Source organism: Siccirubricoccus deserti (assembly GCF_014283215.1).
Classification (GTDB): Bacteria; Pseudomonadota; Alphaproteobacteria; order Acetobacterales; family Acetobacteraceae; genus Siccirubricoccus; species Siccirubricoccus deserti.
Map to the genome: position 1 here is coordinate 275,880 of NZ_JACOMF010000003.1, position 13,877 is coordinate 289,756.

15 protein-coding genes are annotated in these 13,877 nt (G+C 71.8%); 6 read left to right on the forward strand and 9 right to left on the reverse strand.

What is annotated here, in order from left to right:
• Positions 1 to 17 precede the first annotated feature (17 nt).
• Genes H7965_RS04505 through H7965_RS04515 form a run of 3 tightly spaced genes read right to left on the reverse strand, consistent with a single transcriptional unit; the run spans position 18 to position 2,525 of the window.
• Positions 18 to 1,193, reverse strand: coding sequence for an AI-2E family transporter (locus H7965_RS04505; protein ID WP_229682439.1), 1,176 nt, complete (start codon positions 1,191 to 1,193; stop codon positions 18 to 20).
• Positions 1,187 to 1,816, reverse strand: a complete 630-nt coding sequence (locus H7965_RS04510; protein ID WP_229682438.1) for a CDP-alcohol phosphatidyltransferase family protein — start codon at positions 1,814 to 1,816, stop codon at positions 1,187 to 1,189. Before H7965_RS04510 ends, H7965_RS04505 begins: the two co-directional genes overlap by 7 nt.
• Entirely contained in the window at positions 1,800 to 2,525 is a 726-nt protein-coding gene (locus H7965_RS04515) for a hypothetical protein (RefSeq protein WP_186769342.1), read from the reverse strand. The genes H7965_RS04510 and H7965_RS04515 overlap by 17 nt, the downstream gene beginning before the upstream one ends.
• Before the next feature lie 132 nt (positions 2,526 to 2,657).
• Here H7965_RS04515 and purM point away from each other — a divergent pair, with 132 nt between their 5' ends.
• From purM to H7965_RS04530, 3 genes are read left to right on the forward strand one after another with little or no spacing between them, the layout of a single operon-like run.
• Positions 2,658 to 3,731, forward strand: a complete 1,074-nt coding sequence (gene purM, locus H7965_RS04520; protein ID WP_186769399.1) for a phosphoribosylformylglycinamidine cyclo-ligase — start codon at positions 2,658 to 2,660, stop codon at positions 3,729 to 3,731.
• Entirely contained in the window at positions 3,722 to 4,390 is a 669-nt protein-coding gene (purN, locus tag H7965_RS04525; protein ID WP_261394079.1) for a phosphoribosylglycinamide formyltransferase, read from the forward strand. The genes purM and purN overlap by 10 nt, the downstream gene beginning before the upstream one ends.
• Before the next feature lie 11 nt (positions 4,391 to 4,401).
• Positions 4,402 to 4,557 carry a preprotein translocase subunit SecE gene (locus H7965_RS04530; RefSeq protein WP_186769344.1) on the forward strand — a complete coding sequence of 52 codons (156 nt, stop codon included), beginning with the start codon at positions 4,402 to 4,404 and terminating at the stop codon, positions 4,555 to 4,557.
• An 84-nt stretch (positions 4,558 to 4,641) separates the two neighbouring features.
• Here the strand turns inward: H7965_RS04530 and ptsP are convergent, their stop codons facing one another.
• From ptsP to H7965_RS04555, 5 genes are all read right to left on the reverse strand, one after another.
• Positions 4,642 to 6,504 (reverse strand): phosphoenolpyruvate--protein phosphotransferase, encoded by a 1,863-nt coding sequence (gene ptsP / locus H7965_RS04535; protein ID WP_186769345.1) that lies wholly within the window; start codon positions 6,502 to 6,504, stop codon positions 4,642 to 4,644.
• Complete coding sequence (locus tag H7965_RS04540; protein WP_229682458.1) at positions 6,494 to 6,763, reverse strand: HPr family phosphocarrier protein; 270 nt, start codon at positions 6,761 to 6,763, stop codon at positions 6,494 to 6,496. Before H7965_RS04540 ends, ptsP begins: the two co-directional genes overlap by 11 nt.
• 62 nt (positions 6,764 to 6,825) lie before the next feature.
• Positions 6,826 to 7,266, reverse strand: coding sequence for a PTS sugar transporter subunit IIA (locus tag H7965_RS04545; RefSeq protein WP_186769347.1), 441 nt, complete (start codon positions 7,264 to 7,266; stop codon positions 6,826 to 6,828).
• Entirely contained in the window at positions 7,263 to 8,261 is a 999-nt protein-coding gene (gene rapZ / locus H7965_RS04550; protein WP_186769348.1) for an RNase adapter RapZ, read from the reverse strand. The genes H7965_RS04545 and rapZ overlap by 4 nt, the downstream gene beginning before the upstream one ends.
• 10 nt (positions 8,262 to 8,271) lie before the next feature.
• Positions 8,272 to 8,721, reverse strand: a complete 450-nt coding sequence (locus H7965_RS04555; RefSeq protein WP_186769349.1) for an HPr kinase/phosphorylase — start codon at positions 8,719 to 8,721, stop codon at positions 8,272 to 8,274.
• Positions 8,722 to 8,847: 126 nt separating this feature from the next.
• Here H7965_RS04555 and H7965_RS04560 point away from each other — a divergent pair, with 126 nt between their 5' ends.
• The gene (locus tag H7965_RS04560) at positions 8,848 to 9,804 is read left to right on the forward strand and encodes a serine/threonine dehydratase (RefSeq protein ID WP_229682437.1); all 957 of its coding nucleotides are present in this window, start codon (positions 8,848 to 8,850) and stop codon (positions 9,802 to 9,804) included.
• A 647-nt stretch (positions 9,805 to 10,451) separates the two neighbouring features.
• Here H7965_RS04560 and H7965_RS04565 read toward each other — a convergent pair.
• Positions 10,452 to 11,186, reverse strand: coding sequence for an MlaA family lipoprotein (locus H7965_RS04565; RefSeq protein WP_186769350.1), 735 nt, complete (start codon positions 11,184 to 11,186; stop codon positions 10,452 to 10,454).
• A 91-nt stretch (positions 11,187 to 11,277) separates the two neighbouring features.
• On the opposite strand from H7965_RS04565, the gene hpnI reads away from it, so the two are divergent.
• Positions 11,278 to 12,420: a bacteriohopanetetrol glucosamine biosynthesis glycosyltransferase HpnI gene (gene hpnI / locus H7965_RS04570; RefSeq protein WP_186769351.1), complete on the forward strand. Its 1,143-nt coding sequence runs from the start codon at positions 11,278 to 11,280 to the stop codon at positions 12,418 to 12,420.
• An 11-nt stretch (positions 12,421 to 12,431) separates the two neighbouring features.
• Positions 12,432 to 13,874, forward strand: coding sequence for a hopanoid biosynthesis associated radical SAM protein HpnJ (hpnJ, locus tag H7965_RS04575; RefSeq protein WP_186769401.1), 1,443 nt, complete (start codon positions 12,432 to 12,434; stop codon positions 13,872 to 13,874).
• Positions 13,875 to 13,877 lie beyond the last annotated feature (3 nt).

Sequence of the window (13,877 nt, forward strand, 5' to 3'; positions counted from 1 at the left end):
AAGCGGTCATTCCGCCACTATCCGGTACGTGGCGGGTCCAGGTACAGCGGGCTTTCCAGGTAGCGCCGCAGCCAGTAGCGGACAATCACCCCGGCGAAGGCGGCCAGCGGCACCGCCAGCAGCACGCCGAGGAAGCCGAAGGCGACGCCGCCGGCGAACAGCGCGAAGATCACCCACACCGCATGCAGCTCCACCCGGTCGCCGAGCAGCCGCGGGTAGATGATATAGCCCTCGACCACCTGGCCGAAGACGAAGATCGTCAGCACCACCAGCACGCCGTTCCAGGTGCCGTATTGCGCCAGCGCCAGCGCCAGGGCGGTGACCAGCCCGGTGATCGAGCCGATGTAGGGGATGAAGGACAGGATGCCCGCCATCAGCCCGACCGTCAGCCCGAGTTCGAGCCCGATCAGCGACAGTGCCGTCGCGTAGTAGATCGCCAGCAGGGCGCAGCATAGCAGCTGGCCGCGCAGCCAGGCCGAGAGCAGCCGGTCGGTGTCGCGCGCCATCTGCCGCAGCGTGGCGGCGGAGCGGCGCGGCAGCCAGGCATCCAGCCGCGCCACCATCCGCGGCCAGTCGCGCAGCAGGTAGAAGGCCACCACGGGGGTGACGGTCACCAGGGTGAACACGTTGAACAGCGCGATGCCGCCGCCGAGCAGCCGGGCGATCGAGGTGCCGAGATAGGAGATGATGGCCCCGGCCTGGCCCACCGCCAGCTCCTGCAGCCGGTTGTCGACCACGTCGGGGCCCAGCCGCTGGGCCAGCGCGGCCAGCGCTTCCCGGACCGCGGCGCCGATGCCGACGACGTAGCTCGGCAGCCGCTGCAGCAGCACGCTCACCTGGGAGATCAGCAGCGGATAGAGCAGCAGCAGGCACAGCAGCGCGACGCCGACCACCGCCAGGATCATCAGCAGCGAGGAGAGGCCGCGGCCAATGCCCAGCCGGACCAGACCGCTGGCCGGCGGGTCGAGGAAATAGGCGATGACCGCGGCCAGGACGAAGGGCGTCAGGATCGCCGAGAAGGCCCACAGCCCGACCAGCAGGAAGGCCGTCAGGCCAAGCGCAAGGCCGAGCCGCTGCGCCCTTGTCGCGGTCTGCGGCGGGCGCGGCACCGGCCGGCCCGGCAGCGGCGGCTCCGCCATCACCCGCGGCGGGTCGGGCCGGCGCGGCCGGTCCGGCGGCGGCAGGCTCACCATCTTATGCCTCCGGTACCGCGGCGCAGCGCCGCGGCGACATAGGCGATGCCGGAAGCGAGGGTAGTGCCAGCCACGATCCATACCAGCGCGGTCTGCAGGCCATCCGCCTGCAGATGGAAGCCTGCCAGCAGCAATGCCAGGGCCGCCAGCCCGATCTGCATCGCGGTGTTCAGCTTGGAAACCAGCAGCGGCCGGATCGCCGGCGGATGCCCCAATACCCAGAACACCAGCACGCCGCCGACGATCACCAGGTCGCGGAATACCACCATGATCGCCAGCCAGTCCGGCAGCACGCCGACCGCCGCCAGCGTCACATAGACCGAGACCAGCAGCGCCTTGTCCGCCACCGGATCCAGCAGGGCGCCGAGGGCGCTGCGCGAATTCGTCACCCGCGCCAGCCAGCCGTCGATGGCGTCCGAGATGCCGGCGCCGATGAACAGGCCGAAGGCGATGTCGAGCCGATGCTGCAGGATCAGCCAGATGGTCGCCGGCACGGCGCAGAGCCGGGCCAGGGTGATGAGGTTGGGCAGGGTGACCAGCGCATCTCTGCCCCCGCCGGGAGGGCGGGCGGGCGGCGGCGTCGGCCCGGGCGAGGCCGGCGGTGGTTCAGCCGCCGCCGGCAAGGCCCACCCGCCAGGCCGGCCCGGCATTCGGCCCGGCCGCCGCACCGCCCGGCGCCAGCGTCACGCCGAGGCCGGCGAGATCCGCCGCCGCCACCTGCGGCGGCGCCCGCAGCCCGACCCGCAGCCGGGCCGCATCGACCGCGATGCCGAGGATGCTGACCGAGGCGACCGGCCCGGCCGCCTTCAGCCGGCGGTGCAATTCAAGCCACTCTGCCATGGAATGATAGGTGGCGACGGCCTCCACCCAATTCGAGGCCGGCCCGGCCGGCGCCGGCGCGGCACCCGCCCCGGCGATGGGCGCAACGCCGGCCGAGCCGCGGCCCAGCGCGCTGCGCACCCGGCTGGCGCTGAAGTTCACCGTGATGCGGCCGCTGTAGCGGGTGGGCGCGGTGCGTTCCTGCTCGATCACGATGGAGCTGACCATCTCCTCGATCTGCTGGTCGGAGAGGCTGGTGCCGGGCTGGCCGGCCTCGGCCAGCAGCCGTTCCCAGGCGATGCGGCGGCCGGCGGCCAGCGCCCGTTCCCGCGCCAGCACGCCGTTCTCGGCGCTGGCCTCGGCCGGGATGCCCCGTTGGGTGAGGTTGATGCCGCCCGTCGGCTCCGCCGCGGCCTCGAAGGACTGGGCCCCGGCCGGCGCGGCGGCGGTGAGCAGCAGGGCGGTTCCGATGGCGGCGGCGCCGGCTAGGGCAACCCATGTGCTGCGCGCCATCGTGCTTCCTTCTATGTCTCGCCCGAGGCGCCGCGATTCCGGCGCCTCGGTCCCGGCTGGCCCGGGACGGCCGCGGCGCTCTGCGCTAGAAGCACCTGGACACCAAGACCCCTTAGCCGATCGGAGGCTGCCCTGACCAGTTCCCCCAAGACCAGCCTGACCTACCGTGATGCCGGGGTGGATATCGACGCCGGCGACGCGCTGGTCGAGGCGATCAAGCCGCTGGCGCGCGCCACCGCCCGGCGCGGCAGCATGGGCGGCCTCGGCGGGTTCGGCGCGCTGTTCGACCTGAAGGCCGCGGGCTTCACCGACCCGGTGCTGGTCAGCAGCACCGACGGCGTCGGCACCAAGCTGCGGGTCGCGATCGACGCCGGGCAGCATGCCACGGTCGGCATCGACCTGGTGGCGATGTGCGTCAACGACCTGGTGGTGCAGGGCGCCGAGCCGCTGTTCTTCCTCGATTATTTCGCCACCGGCCGGCTGCGGCTGGAGCAGGCGCGGGATGTCGTCGCCGGCATTGCCGAAGGCTGCCGCCAGGCCGGCTGCGCCCTGGTCGGCGGCGAGACCGCCGAGATGCCGGGGATGTACGCCGCCGAGGACTACGACCTGGCCGGCTTCGCGGTGGGGGCGGCGGAGCGCGGGGCGCTGCTGCCACGCGCGGATATCGGGCCGGGCGACGTGCTGCTGGGGCTGGCCAGCAGCGGGGTGCATTCCAACGGCTTCTCGCTGGTGCGGCGGGTGATCCAGGCCGGCAATGCCGGGCTCGGCGGCCCGGCCCCCTTCGCCGCTGGCCAGAGCTTGGGGGAGGCGCTGCTGGCGCCGACCCGGATCTATGTGCAGCCGCTGCTCGCCCTGCACCGGGCCGGGCTGCTGAAGGCGGCGGCGCATATCACCGGCGGCGGGCTGCCGGGCAACCTGCCGCGGGTGCTGCCGAAGGGCGTCGCCGCGGCGGTGGACGGCGCGTCCTGGCCGGTGCCGCCGGTGTTCGGCTGGCTGGCCCGCACCGGCAATGTCGCCGCCGAGGAGATGCTGCGGGTGTTCAACTGCGGCATCGGCATGGTGGTGGTGGTCGCCGCCGACCAGGCCGAGGCCGCCACCGCCCTGCTGGCCGGGGCGGGCGAGGCGGTGTTCCGCATCGGCGTGCTGGAGACGGCGGGCGGCGAGGCGGAAGTGCGGATCGACAACCTGCCCGCCGGCTGGCCGTGACCCGCCGACGCACCGCGGTGCTGATCTCCGGCCGCGGCTCCAACATGGCCGCGCTGCTGACGGCGGCGCGCGACCCGGCCTATCCGGCCGAGATTGCGCTGGTGCTGGCGAACCGCGCCGATGCCGGGGGCCTCGCGCTGGCCGCCGCCGCCGGAGTGCCGACCGCGGTGGTCGAGAGCCGCCCCTTCCGCGGCGACCGCGCGGCGCATGAGGCCGCGGTGCAGGCGGTGCTGGAGGCGCATGACATCGGCCTGCTCTGCCTCGCCGGCTACATGCGGCTGCTGACGCCCTTCCTGGTCGGGCGCTGGGCCGGGCGGATGCTGAACATTCACCCGAGCCTGCTGCCGGCCTTCCCCGGCCTCGACACTCATGCCAGGGCGCTGGCGGCCGGGGTGAAGCTGCACGGCTGCACTGTCCATCTGGTGACCGAGGAGATGGATGCCGGGCCGATCCTCGCCCAGGCCGCGGTGCCGGTGCTGCCGGGGGATGACGCGGCCAGCCTCGGCGCCCGGGTGCTGGCGCAGGAGCATGTGATCTACCCGATGGCGCTGGCGCTGGTGGCCGGTCGCGCCGCTACCCCGCCTGCGGCCGATGTGGCGCTGTCGAACCCCTTGCCGACGCCGCCGTCGCTTCCTAAACCCCAGTCCAGCAGCGAATGAGGAACCGGGCCGTGGCCGAACAGCAGCACTACGAGTTCTCGGCGGTCGAGGCGAAGGAAATCCTGGCCGAGCGCGAGCGTGGCTGGGAAGGCTTCACCCAATTCCTCACCTGGGGCATCGTCATCACGGCGGTGGTGCTGATCGGGCTGCTGGTCTTCGTCGCCTGACGGTGGGCCTTCCCGCCCGGGAAGGCTGAAGCGCGTCGTCGGTACCCGGCTGCCGCCCGCCGGAGCTGGCGAGGCGGCGGTGCGTCAGGCCTTCTCCAGCGCCCCCGGCGCATTGCTCATCACCAGTTCATGGATGCGCTCCGGGTCGGATTGCTCCATGACGCGCCGGGCGAACCGGGCGCAATCGGCGATGTCGAGGGCGCGGATTGCCTGCTTTACCCGTGGGATGGCGCTGGCGTTCATGCTCAGGCAGCGGATGCCGAGGCCCAGCAGCAGCGGCACCAGCCGGGGGTTGCCGGCCATCTCGCCGCAGACGCTCACCGGCATGCGCAGCCTGAGCGCCGCCTCGGTGGCGAATTGCATCAGCCGCAGCACCGCCGGGTGCAGCGGATCGTACAGATGCGCGACATCCACCTCGGCCCGGTCCACCGCCAGCGTGTACATGGCTAGGTCATTGGTGCCGATGGCGAAGAAATCCGCCTCCAGCGCAATGGCGTCGGCGGCCAGCGCGGCGCCCGGCGTCTCGATCATGGCGCCGAGGTCGGGCAGCGTCTCCGGCATCGCCACGCCCTTGCGGCGCAGCCGGCGGGCGACGCGCTCGTAGATCTCGCGCGCCTGCTTCACCTCGTTCGGATTGGTCACCAGCGGCAGCAGGATACGAACCGGGCCGCGTTCGGCGACGCGCAGGATGGCGGCGAATTGCGCCTCCAGCAGCTCCGGCCGCTTCAGCAGCAGGCGCAGGCCGCGCAGGCCGAGCGCCGGGTTCGGCCCGGTATGCGTCGGCGCGATGCCGGAGGCCTGCGCCTCCATGTCCTTCTCGCCGCCCCAGTCCAGCACCCGGATGGTCACGGGGTCGCCGCCCATGGCGTCCACCACCTGGGTATAGGCGGCGAGCTGGGCCTCCTCGTCCGGCAGGTCCTCGCGGTTCATGAAGAGGAACTCGGTGCGCAGCAGGCCGATGCCCTGGGCGCCGGACTGGGCGATCAGCGGCAGCTCGGCCGGGATCTCCAGATTGGCCTGCAGCTCCACCGGCTCGCCATCCGTCGTCACCGCCGGCAGCCGGCGCAGCTTGGCCAGCTTGGCGCGTTCCTTGGCGAAGGCGGTGAGCGACTCGCGGCCCTTCTCCAGCGCCTTCTCGCCAGGGCGCAAGACGATGACGCCGGTGCTGCCGTCCAGCACCGCCTGGTCGCCCCGCATCGCGCTCTCGCTGAGCCCGGAGACGCCGAGGATGGAGGGGATGCCGAGCGCCCGCAACATGATGGCGGTATGGCCATCCGCGCCGCCCTCGTCGGTCGCCACCCCGGCGATGCGTGAGGGGTCGAGCAGCGCGGCATCTGCCGGGGTCAGCTCCTCGGCCACCAGGATGGCGCCCTCGGGCACGCCCTTCAGGCTGCGGAAGGGGGTAGCCGTCAGGTTGCGGGTCAGCCGGCGGGCGATCTCCCGCACCTCGCCGGCGCGGCGGTTAAGCCCGGCCTTGTCATCGTCCCGCGCCGCCAGGATGACGACGGCGATCGCCTCCGCCTCGTCCTGCACCGCGGTTTCGGCGGCCAGCAGCTCATTCTCGATCCGCTTGCGGGCACCGCGCAGCAGCCGGGAATTGCCCAGCATCATGACATAGGCGTCGAGCAACGGCGCCAGCTCCTCCTGCGCTTCCTCCGGCAGGATCGAGAGCCGCGATTTCAGCTTGATGATCTGCTTGCGGGAGAGGGCGACGGCATCCGCCAGCCGCTGCTTCTCCGTCTCCGCCTGATCGGCGGCGATGCGCCGGCGGGGCGCTTCGGCGGGAACCTCGGTGGTATCGAAGATCGGCCCGATGGCGATGCCGGGGGAGACCGGGATGCCGCGGATGACATGCTCGCGCGCCTTGCGCGCCGCCGGCTTGCGCGGCGTCTCGGCGGTGCCGGCGCCTGCCTTGGTGTCGGGCCGTTCGGACTTCTCAATCTTCATGGAAGCCGGCCTCGACCAGGCCGGCGACCGCCTCGAGCGCTTCCTTGGCGTCCCAGCCCTCGGCTTCGATGGTGATGCTGCTGCCGGCGCCGGCGCCGAGCATCATCAGGCCCATGATGGAGCAGGCCGGCACCCGCTGGCCGTCCCGCAGCACATGCAGGCAGGCGGAGTAGCGCTCCGCCAGCGTTACCAGCTTGGCCGCGGCGCGGGCATGCAGGCCGCGGCTGTTGCGGATGACGATGTCGCGCCTGAGCACCATGCCGTCACCGCCGCATTCGGCCGCCGCCACGGCCGGCGGGACGGCCTGGCCGGTCGCATCGCTCATGGCTTGGTTCCTCCATTGCCGCTGCCGTTCGCCCGCGCCATCCCGTTCGGGATGTCGCCCGCGGCCGCGATGTATTTGCGCCCGGCCGCCGCGGCATGGTCGACCGCCTCGGCCAGCGGTTCGGACGAGCGGATCTTCGCCAGTTTCACCAGCAGGGGAAGGTTGACTCCCGCGATCACCTCGACCTGGTTGCGGTCGGCGAGCGAGACCGCGAGGTTGCAGGGGGTGCCGCCCATGATGTCGGTCAGCACGACGACACCATCACCCTGGTTCACCGCGGCGATGCTGTCGCGGATGTCCCGGCGGCGATCTTCCATATCGTCGTCGGGACCGATGCAGACGGTGGCGACGGCGCGTTGCGGTCCGACCACATGCTCCATGGCAAGACGCAACTCGTCGGCCAGGCGGCCGTGGGTGACCAGGACCAATCCTATCATGGGGTGCTCGAAAGGGCCTCCCGACCCTCCTGGCTGAAGCTATGCGAGGCATTCTGGGCGGCTTTCGCCGTCGGCTCCGCTGGCGGCGTCATGCCGGAAGGGGAGCTGCCCAGGCCAAGTTCACGATGCGTCACGTCCGCACGCCAGCCCAGGCTCCGCAAATGGTCAGCCAGACGCTCCGCCACAAGGACCGAGCGATGCCGGCCCCCGGTGCAGCCGAGCGCGACCGTAAGGTACTTCTTGCCCTCCGCAACGTATCGCGGCAAGAGCGGATCGATGAATCCAGTGAGACGTGTCCAGAATCCTGCGAAATCCGGGTCGGCTTCGACATAGGCAGCCACCGCCGGGTTTGCCCCGGTGAGCGGCTTCAGCGCCGGCACGTAATGCGGGTTGCGCAGGAAGCGGACGTCGAAGACCAGGTCGGCCTCGCGCGGCAGCCCCTTGGGAAATGCGAAGGACAGCAGGTGGAGGGCGAGGCCCGGCGGGCCTGCTGGCTGGAACCGCCGCTCGATCATCTGCCGCAGCGCCGGCAGCGGCAGGTCGGAGGTGTCGACCACCATGTCGGCGGCGTCCCGCAGCGGTACCAGCAGCGCCTGTTCCCGGGCGATGCCATCGGCGACCCGGCTGCCGAGCGAGCCGCCGGGCGCCAGCGGATGGCGCCGCCGGGTTTCGGTATATCGGCGCAGCAGCACCGAATCCTCGGCGGTCACGTAGACCAGGGTGACGTCGATGTCCCGGCGCTCCCGCAGCCGGGCCAGGGTGGCCAGCGCCTGGGCCGGGGCGAAGCCACGGGTGCGGGTGTCGATGCCGGCGGCGAGCGGCAGGTCGCCATCGCCCACCAACTCCTCCAGCAGGTCGAGCGGCGGGTTGTCGACCGTCTCGAAGCCCAGATCCTCGATGATGCGGAGGACGGAGGCCTTGCCCGCCCCCGAAAGCCCGGTGACCAGCACCACCGGCCGTGGCACGGCCGGGGCATCCCCGGTGTCGGCGCTCATGCCGGGAGGCTCATTGGAAGGCGCCCGCGGTGCAGCCGAGGCGGCCGCAGGCCACCTCCAGCGCCAGGGCCAGCCGGGCCGGGGCGGCGGCGTCGAAGCCGTGCAGGCGGATCGCCGGCACCGCCACGCCTTCGGCCGACCAGCGTTCCGGCTCGGGCAGCCGCGGCACCGCCTCGCGCGGCACCAGCATCACCGCCAGCCGCACCGCGGGGTCCGGCGCTTCGACCGGCAGCGGCCCGAGCACGCCGAGGCCGCGCACTTCCAGCATCCCGTGCAGCGCCGCGGGCGCGCTGGCCCGCAGCACGCCATGATCGGCCCGCAGCATGACCTGGTCATCGGCGACCAGCCGCCATCCCACATCGATCATGCGCAGCACAAGGTCGGACTTCCCTGCCCCGGGGGCGCCGAGCAGCAGCACGGCGTTCCCCTTCCGGGCGACAGAACTGGCATGAAGCAGCATCGGGGCCGCCTGCAAACAGGCAACTGACCTTGCCAGAAAGCCGATGCCCTTCCAAGGGTATCCACGGTTGCAGGTCGCGGTGGGCGGTTGCACCGTCGCGCCGCCCGTTGCGGCCGGCAGCGACGCATGCCACCTGCCGGCGGCATGACAGTGAGCATCACCCGCGAGGCCATCCGCGCCGCCGCGCAGCGGATCGCCCCCCATGTTCGCCACACCCCGCTGCTGCGGCTGACGGGCGCCGAACTCGGGCTTGGCCAGGATGTCACGCTGAAACTTGAATTGCTCCAGGCCTCGGGCAGCTTCAAGCCACGCGGCGCCTTCAACCGGATGCTCTCGGCGCCGCTGCCGGCGGCCGGGGTGATCGCCGCCTCGGGCGGCAATCATGGGGCGGCGGTGGCCTATGCGGCGCGGGCGCTCGGCATCGCGGCGGAGATCTTCGTCCCGGAGATCACCGGCGCAGCCAAGCGGGCGCGGATCGAGGGGTATGGCGCCCGCTTGGTGGTCGGCGGCGAAGCCTATGACGCGGCCCGCCAGGCGAGCGAGGCGCGCGCCGCGGAGACCGGGGCCCTGATGGTGCATGCCTATGACCAGGCGGAGGTGCTCGCCGGCCAGGGGACCGTCGGGCTGGAGTTCGAGGCGGAGGCCCCCGGCCTCACCGATGTGCTGGTGGCGACCGGCGGGGGCGGGCTGATCGGCGGCATGGCGGCTTGGTATGCCGGCAGCGGTACCCGGGTCATCAGTGTTGAGCCGGAGGGCTGCCCTGCGCTGCACGCGGCGCTGCGGGCCGGCCGTCCGGTGCCGGCACCGGTCGGCGGGGTGGCGTCCGACAGCCTCGGCGCCCGCCAGGTCGGCGCGGTGATGTTCCCGATCGCCGCGCGGCATGTGGCGCAGGCGGTGCTGGTGCCGGATGCGGCAATCCGCGCCGCCCAGCGCCTGTTGTGGGAGGCGGCGCGGCTGGTCGCCGAGCCGGGCGGCGCTGCGGCGCTGGCGGCGCTGCTGTGCGGCGCCTATGCGCCGCCGCCCGGGGCGCGGGTCGGCGTGCTGGTCTGCGGCGGCAACACCGACCCGGCCGGCGTCGCATGACCGAGGGCCTGCGCCGCCGGATCGTGGCAGGTGCCCGCCACCGCCGCGAAACGGTCCCGCCGTGGCCACCCTGCGGCCATGCGGCGGACGCAATCGGTGGCCAATTCGATGCCGATGGCCGGGGTCCGGCCGAACACTGCATCGAGGTCCGCGATGTTTCTCCGTGGTGTCCTGAACCGCCTTCGCCACTGGCTCCGCTACCGGCCGGAGCGGTGCTACATGGGGGGCGCCGCACGCCGCGCCAGGCCGACGCCGCACGGCTGAGCGCACCGGCACCGGCCTCGCCGGCCGAGATCGATTCTTCGCTGCTGCGACCGGCGATAACAAAGCGTCAACACGAAATCGTGAGGGTGGCGGCGACCGATCCTGCCGTTGGAAGCCGCCGCCGATGCTTCAGTGTCTTCTCCTGCGCCTTCACCACTGGCTCACCTACCGGCCGGAACGCCGCTACATGCGGGGCCGGGCGTGAACCGCCGACCGTAGCGGGCAGCGGAAAAAGCGAAGCGCTTCCCATTTCCGGCATGCGCGGGCCTGGCCCGCGCAGCCGGATGCCCGGCGACATCAGGCGGTCAGGGATGGCCGGGTCAAGCCCGGCCATGACGCGGAGGTGGCGCCCCCGGATTTTGTCAGCGCTTTTCCGCAGCCGGCTAGCGCGGGGCCGGCGCCCCGGGATCCTCCAGCACGTCCAGGCTTTCGGTGCTGGTGCGGCCGAGTTCGGCATCGCGGTTCTGCCGCCACAGGCTGCGCAGCCGGGCATAGAGGTCGAGCGAGGTGGCCTTCAGCTCGTCCAGGGTTTCGATGTTGCGCTCCCGCTCATCCAACCCTTCCAGCGCGCCGCGGCCGAGGTTGGCGCTGACCGGCATGACCCAGCTGATGGGGTTCATGAAGCCATTGCCGATCAGCCCGGTGAGTTCGCGCGGGTTGGACGGGCCGGCGACCGGCAGCATCAGGAAGGGCCCGTCCGGCACGCCCCAGACATAGAGCGTCTGGCCAAGGTCGCGCAGGATCCGTGGCGGCCCGCCAATCGACTCCAGGTCGAACATGCCACCGAACCCGCCGATGCTGTTGATGACGAAGCGCATGGTCGCCTGGCCGGCATCCAGCGGCCGGCCCTGCAGCAGGGCGTTGGCCACCACCGTCGGCTCGTTCAGGTTGCGCAGCACGTTGCGGATCCGGGTGCGGGTCCAGGCGCCAAGGCTGTCGCGGTAGAACACCGCCACCGGCCGGAACACCGCGTCATCCAACTTCAGGTTGAAATCGAGCACCTGGCGGTTGGTCGCCTCCAGCGGGTCGTTGGCATCGGTAACCGGGCCGGAGGCGGTGCCGGCACAGGCGCCGAGCAGCAGCGTGAGCAGAAGGACCAGGGGAGCGGTACGGGGCATCAGCGGGACCGGACAGGGCGCCGGACCCTAGCCCAGGCACCCGGCTTCGGGCGACCCCGTTTCCGCCTGCCCCGCTCTTGCCGGCGTCACGATGGCTGAGGCGTTGCTCCTGCTGCCGGCGCTGCTGGCCCTGGCCGGTGCGGCCTGGGCGGTGCTCGCGGCCCGCGCGGTGCGGCGCCTGGCCGCGCGGCCGCCGGCCACCGTGCCCGCCCTGCCTGCCGCGATACTGAAGCCGCTGTACGGGGCGGAGCCGGGGCTGCGGGAGAATCTGGCGTCCACGCTGGCGCAATCCCATGCGGCGCCCTTCACGGTGCTGGCGGCGGTGCGCGACGCGGCCGACCCGGCAGTGGCGGTGGCCGAGGCCGCCTTCGCCGCCAGCCCCGGTGTGGCCACTCTTCTGTTGCGCGACCCGCGGCTGCATGGGCCGAACCGCAAGGTCTCCCAGCTGGTGAATCTGGCCGAGGCGGCGGCCCAGCCGGTGCTGGTGGTGGCGGATGCCGACATGCGGATGCCGCCGCACTGGCTGACCGCCGTCACCGCGCCGCTGGCCGACCCGGAGATCGGGCTGGTGACCTGCCTCTACCGGGGCGAGGCGGCGGATGGCACGGTCTGGTCCCGCCTCGCCGCCCTCGGGATCGACTGGCAATTCCTGCCGAGCGCAGCACTGGGCGAGGCGATCGGCCGGGCGCAGGGCTGCTATGGCGCCACCATGGCGCTGCGGGCGGAGACGCTGGAACGGCTCGGCGGCTTCCGATCCCTGGCCGGGCTTTTGGCCGATGACCATGCGCTGGGGGCGGCGGTGCGGCGGCTTGGCCTCCGGGTCGTGGTGGCGCCGGTGCTGCCGGCGCATGTCATGGCGGAGCCCGGGCTGGTTGCCCTGGCGCGGCATGAGTTGCGATGGATGCGGACCCTGCGGCTGCTCGACCCCAGCGGCTATGCCGGCATGGGCATCACCTTTCCGCTGGTGCCCGGGCTGGCGGCGGCGGCGCTGCATCCGGCCGGCTGGGCGGCGCTGGCAGTGGCGCTGGCGGCTCGGCTGGGCCTTGGGGTGGCGGTGGACCGGGCGCTCGGCCGCCGGTTGGCGCCGCACCGATTTCTGCTTCTGCCGCTGCGCGACCTGCTGTCCTTCGCTATATGGGCGGCTGGGCTGGCCCGCGGCACGGTGGTGTGGCAAGGCCGGCGGTACCGGATGGACCGCGACGGCCGCATGGCCGAAGCGCGTGCAAGGGATTGATGCCCGTGACGATGCGCACCCTGTTCCTGCAGGCCCCGTCCTTCGATGGCTTCGACGGTGGTGCCGGCTCCCGCTACCAGGCGCGGCGGGAGATCAAGAGCTTCTGGTTCCCGACCTGGCTGGCGCAGCCGGCCGCTTTGGTCGAGGGATCGAAGCTGGTGGACGCGCCGCCGCACCGGCAATCCCTGGCCGATGTGCTGCCGATGGCGCGGCAGCATGATCTGGCGGTGCTGCATACCTCCACCCCCAGCTTCGCCAGCGACGTGAAGGTGGCGGCGGCGCTGAAGGCTGGGAATCCGGCGCTGAAGATCGGGCTGATCGGCGCCAAGGTGGCGGTGCAGGCCGAGGAATCGCTGCGCGACGCGCCGGTGATCGACTTTGTCGCCCGCAACGAATTCGACTTCACCGTGAAGGATGTGGCGGACGGCCAGACCTGGGCCGGCATCAAGGGCCTGTCCTACCGCAACGCCGAGGGCGTCATCGTCCACAACGCCGATCGCCCGGTGCTGGAGGACATGGACCGCCTGCCCTTCGTCAGCCCGATCTATCGCCGCGACCTGGACTACCAGAAGTACTTCATCGGCTATCTGAAGCACCCCTACGTCTCGATCTACACCGGCCGCGGCTGCAAGAGCCGCTGCACCTTCTGCCTGTGGCCGCAGACGGTGGGCGGGCACCGATACCGCACCCGCAGCGTCGGCAATGTCATCGAGGAGATCCGCTACATCCGGGACAACTTCCCCGGGCTGAAGGAGATCTTCTTCGACGACGACACCTTCACCGACGACCTGCCGCGCGCCGAGGCCATTGCGCGGGAGATGGGCAAGCTCGGCGTCACCTGGTCCTGCAATGCCAAGGCGAATGTTCCACGGGAAACGCTGAAGGTGCTGAAGGACGGCGGGCTGCGCCTGCTGCTGGTCGGCTACGAGAGCGGCAACCAGCAGATCCTGCACAACATCAAGAAGGGCATGCGAATCGAAGTCGCCAAGCGCTTCACCAAGGATTGCCATGAGCTGGGAATCGCCATCCACGGCACCTTCATCCTTGGCCTGCCGGGCGAAACCAAGGAGACGATCCAGGAGACCATCCGCTTCGCGATCGAGACCAACCCGCACACCGTGCAGGTCTCGCTGGCGGCTCCCTATCCCGGCACCTTCCTGTTCGACCAGGCGCAGCGCGAGGGTTGGCTGGACACGGCGCATACCGAATATGTCGACGCGCATGGTGTGCAGATCGCCCCGCTGGCCTACCCGCACCTGAGCCACACCGAGATCTTCGACAGCGTCGAGGCCTTCTATCGGAAATTCTACTTCCGGGCGCCGAAGATCGCCTCCATCTGCGGCGAGATGATCCGCGACCGGCAGATGCTGGTGCGGCGGCTGCGGGAGGGGGTGGAATTCTTCCACTTCCTGCGCGAGCGGAAGACGGCCGGGGCGGAACGGACGGCGGCGTGAGCC

Bases quoted from the DNA above. Each gene is read 5' to 3' on its own strand.
- H7965_RS04555 (WP_186769349.1), bottom strand. From the start codon at position 8,721: ATGCTGCTTCATGCCAGTTCTGTCGCCCGGAAGGGGAACGCCGTGCTG.
- H7965_RS04545 (WP_186769347.1), bottom strand. From the start codon at position 7,266: ATGATAGGATTGGTCCTGGTCACCCACGGCCGCCTGGCCGACGAGTTG.
- H7965_RS04505 (WP_229682439.1), bottom strand. From the start codon at position 1,193: ATGGTGAGCCTGCCGCCGCCGGACCGGCCGCGCCGGCCCGACCCGCCG.
- H7965_RS04515 (WP_186769342.1), bottom strand. From the start codon at position 2,525: ATGGCGCGCAGCACATGGGTTGCCCTAGCCGGCGCCGCCGCCATCGGA.
- H7965_RS04560 (WP_229682437.1), top strand. From the start codon at position 8,848: ATGCCACCTGCCGGCGGCATGACAGTGAGCATCACCCGCGAGGCCATC.
- hpnI (WP_186769351.1), top strand. From the start codon at position 11,278: ATGGCTGAGGCGTTGCTCCTGCTGCCGGCGCTGCTGGCCCTGGCCGGT.
- H7965_RS04565 (WP_186769350.1), bottom strand. From the start codon at position 11,186: ATGCCCCGTACCGCTCCCCTGGTCCTTCTGCTCACGCTGCTGCTCGGC.
- ptsP (WP_186769345.1), bottom strand. From the start codon at position 6,504: ATGAAGATTGAGAAGTCCGAACGGCCCGACACCAAGGCAGGCGCCGGC.
- H7965_RS04540 (WP_229682458.1), bottom strand. From the start codon at position 6,763: ATGGTGCTCAGGCGCGACATCGTCATCCGCAACAGCCGCGGCCTGCAT.
- rapZ (WP_186769348.1), bottom strand. From the start codon at position 8,261: ATGAGCGCCGACACCGGGGATGCCCCGGCCGTGCCACGGCCGGTGGTG.
- hpnJ (WP_186769401.1), top strand. From the start codon at position 12,432: ATGCGCACCCTGTTCCTGCAGGCCCCGTCCTTCGATGGCTTCGACGGT.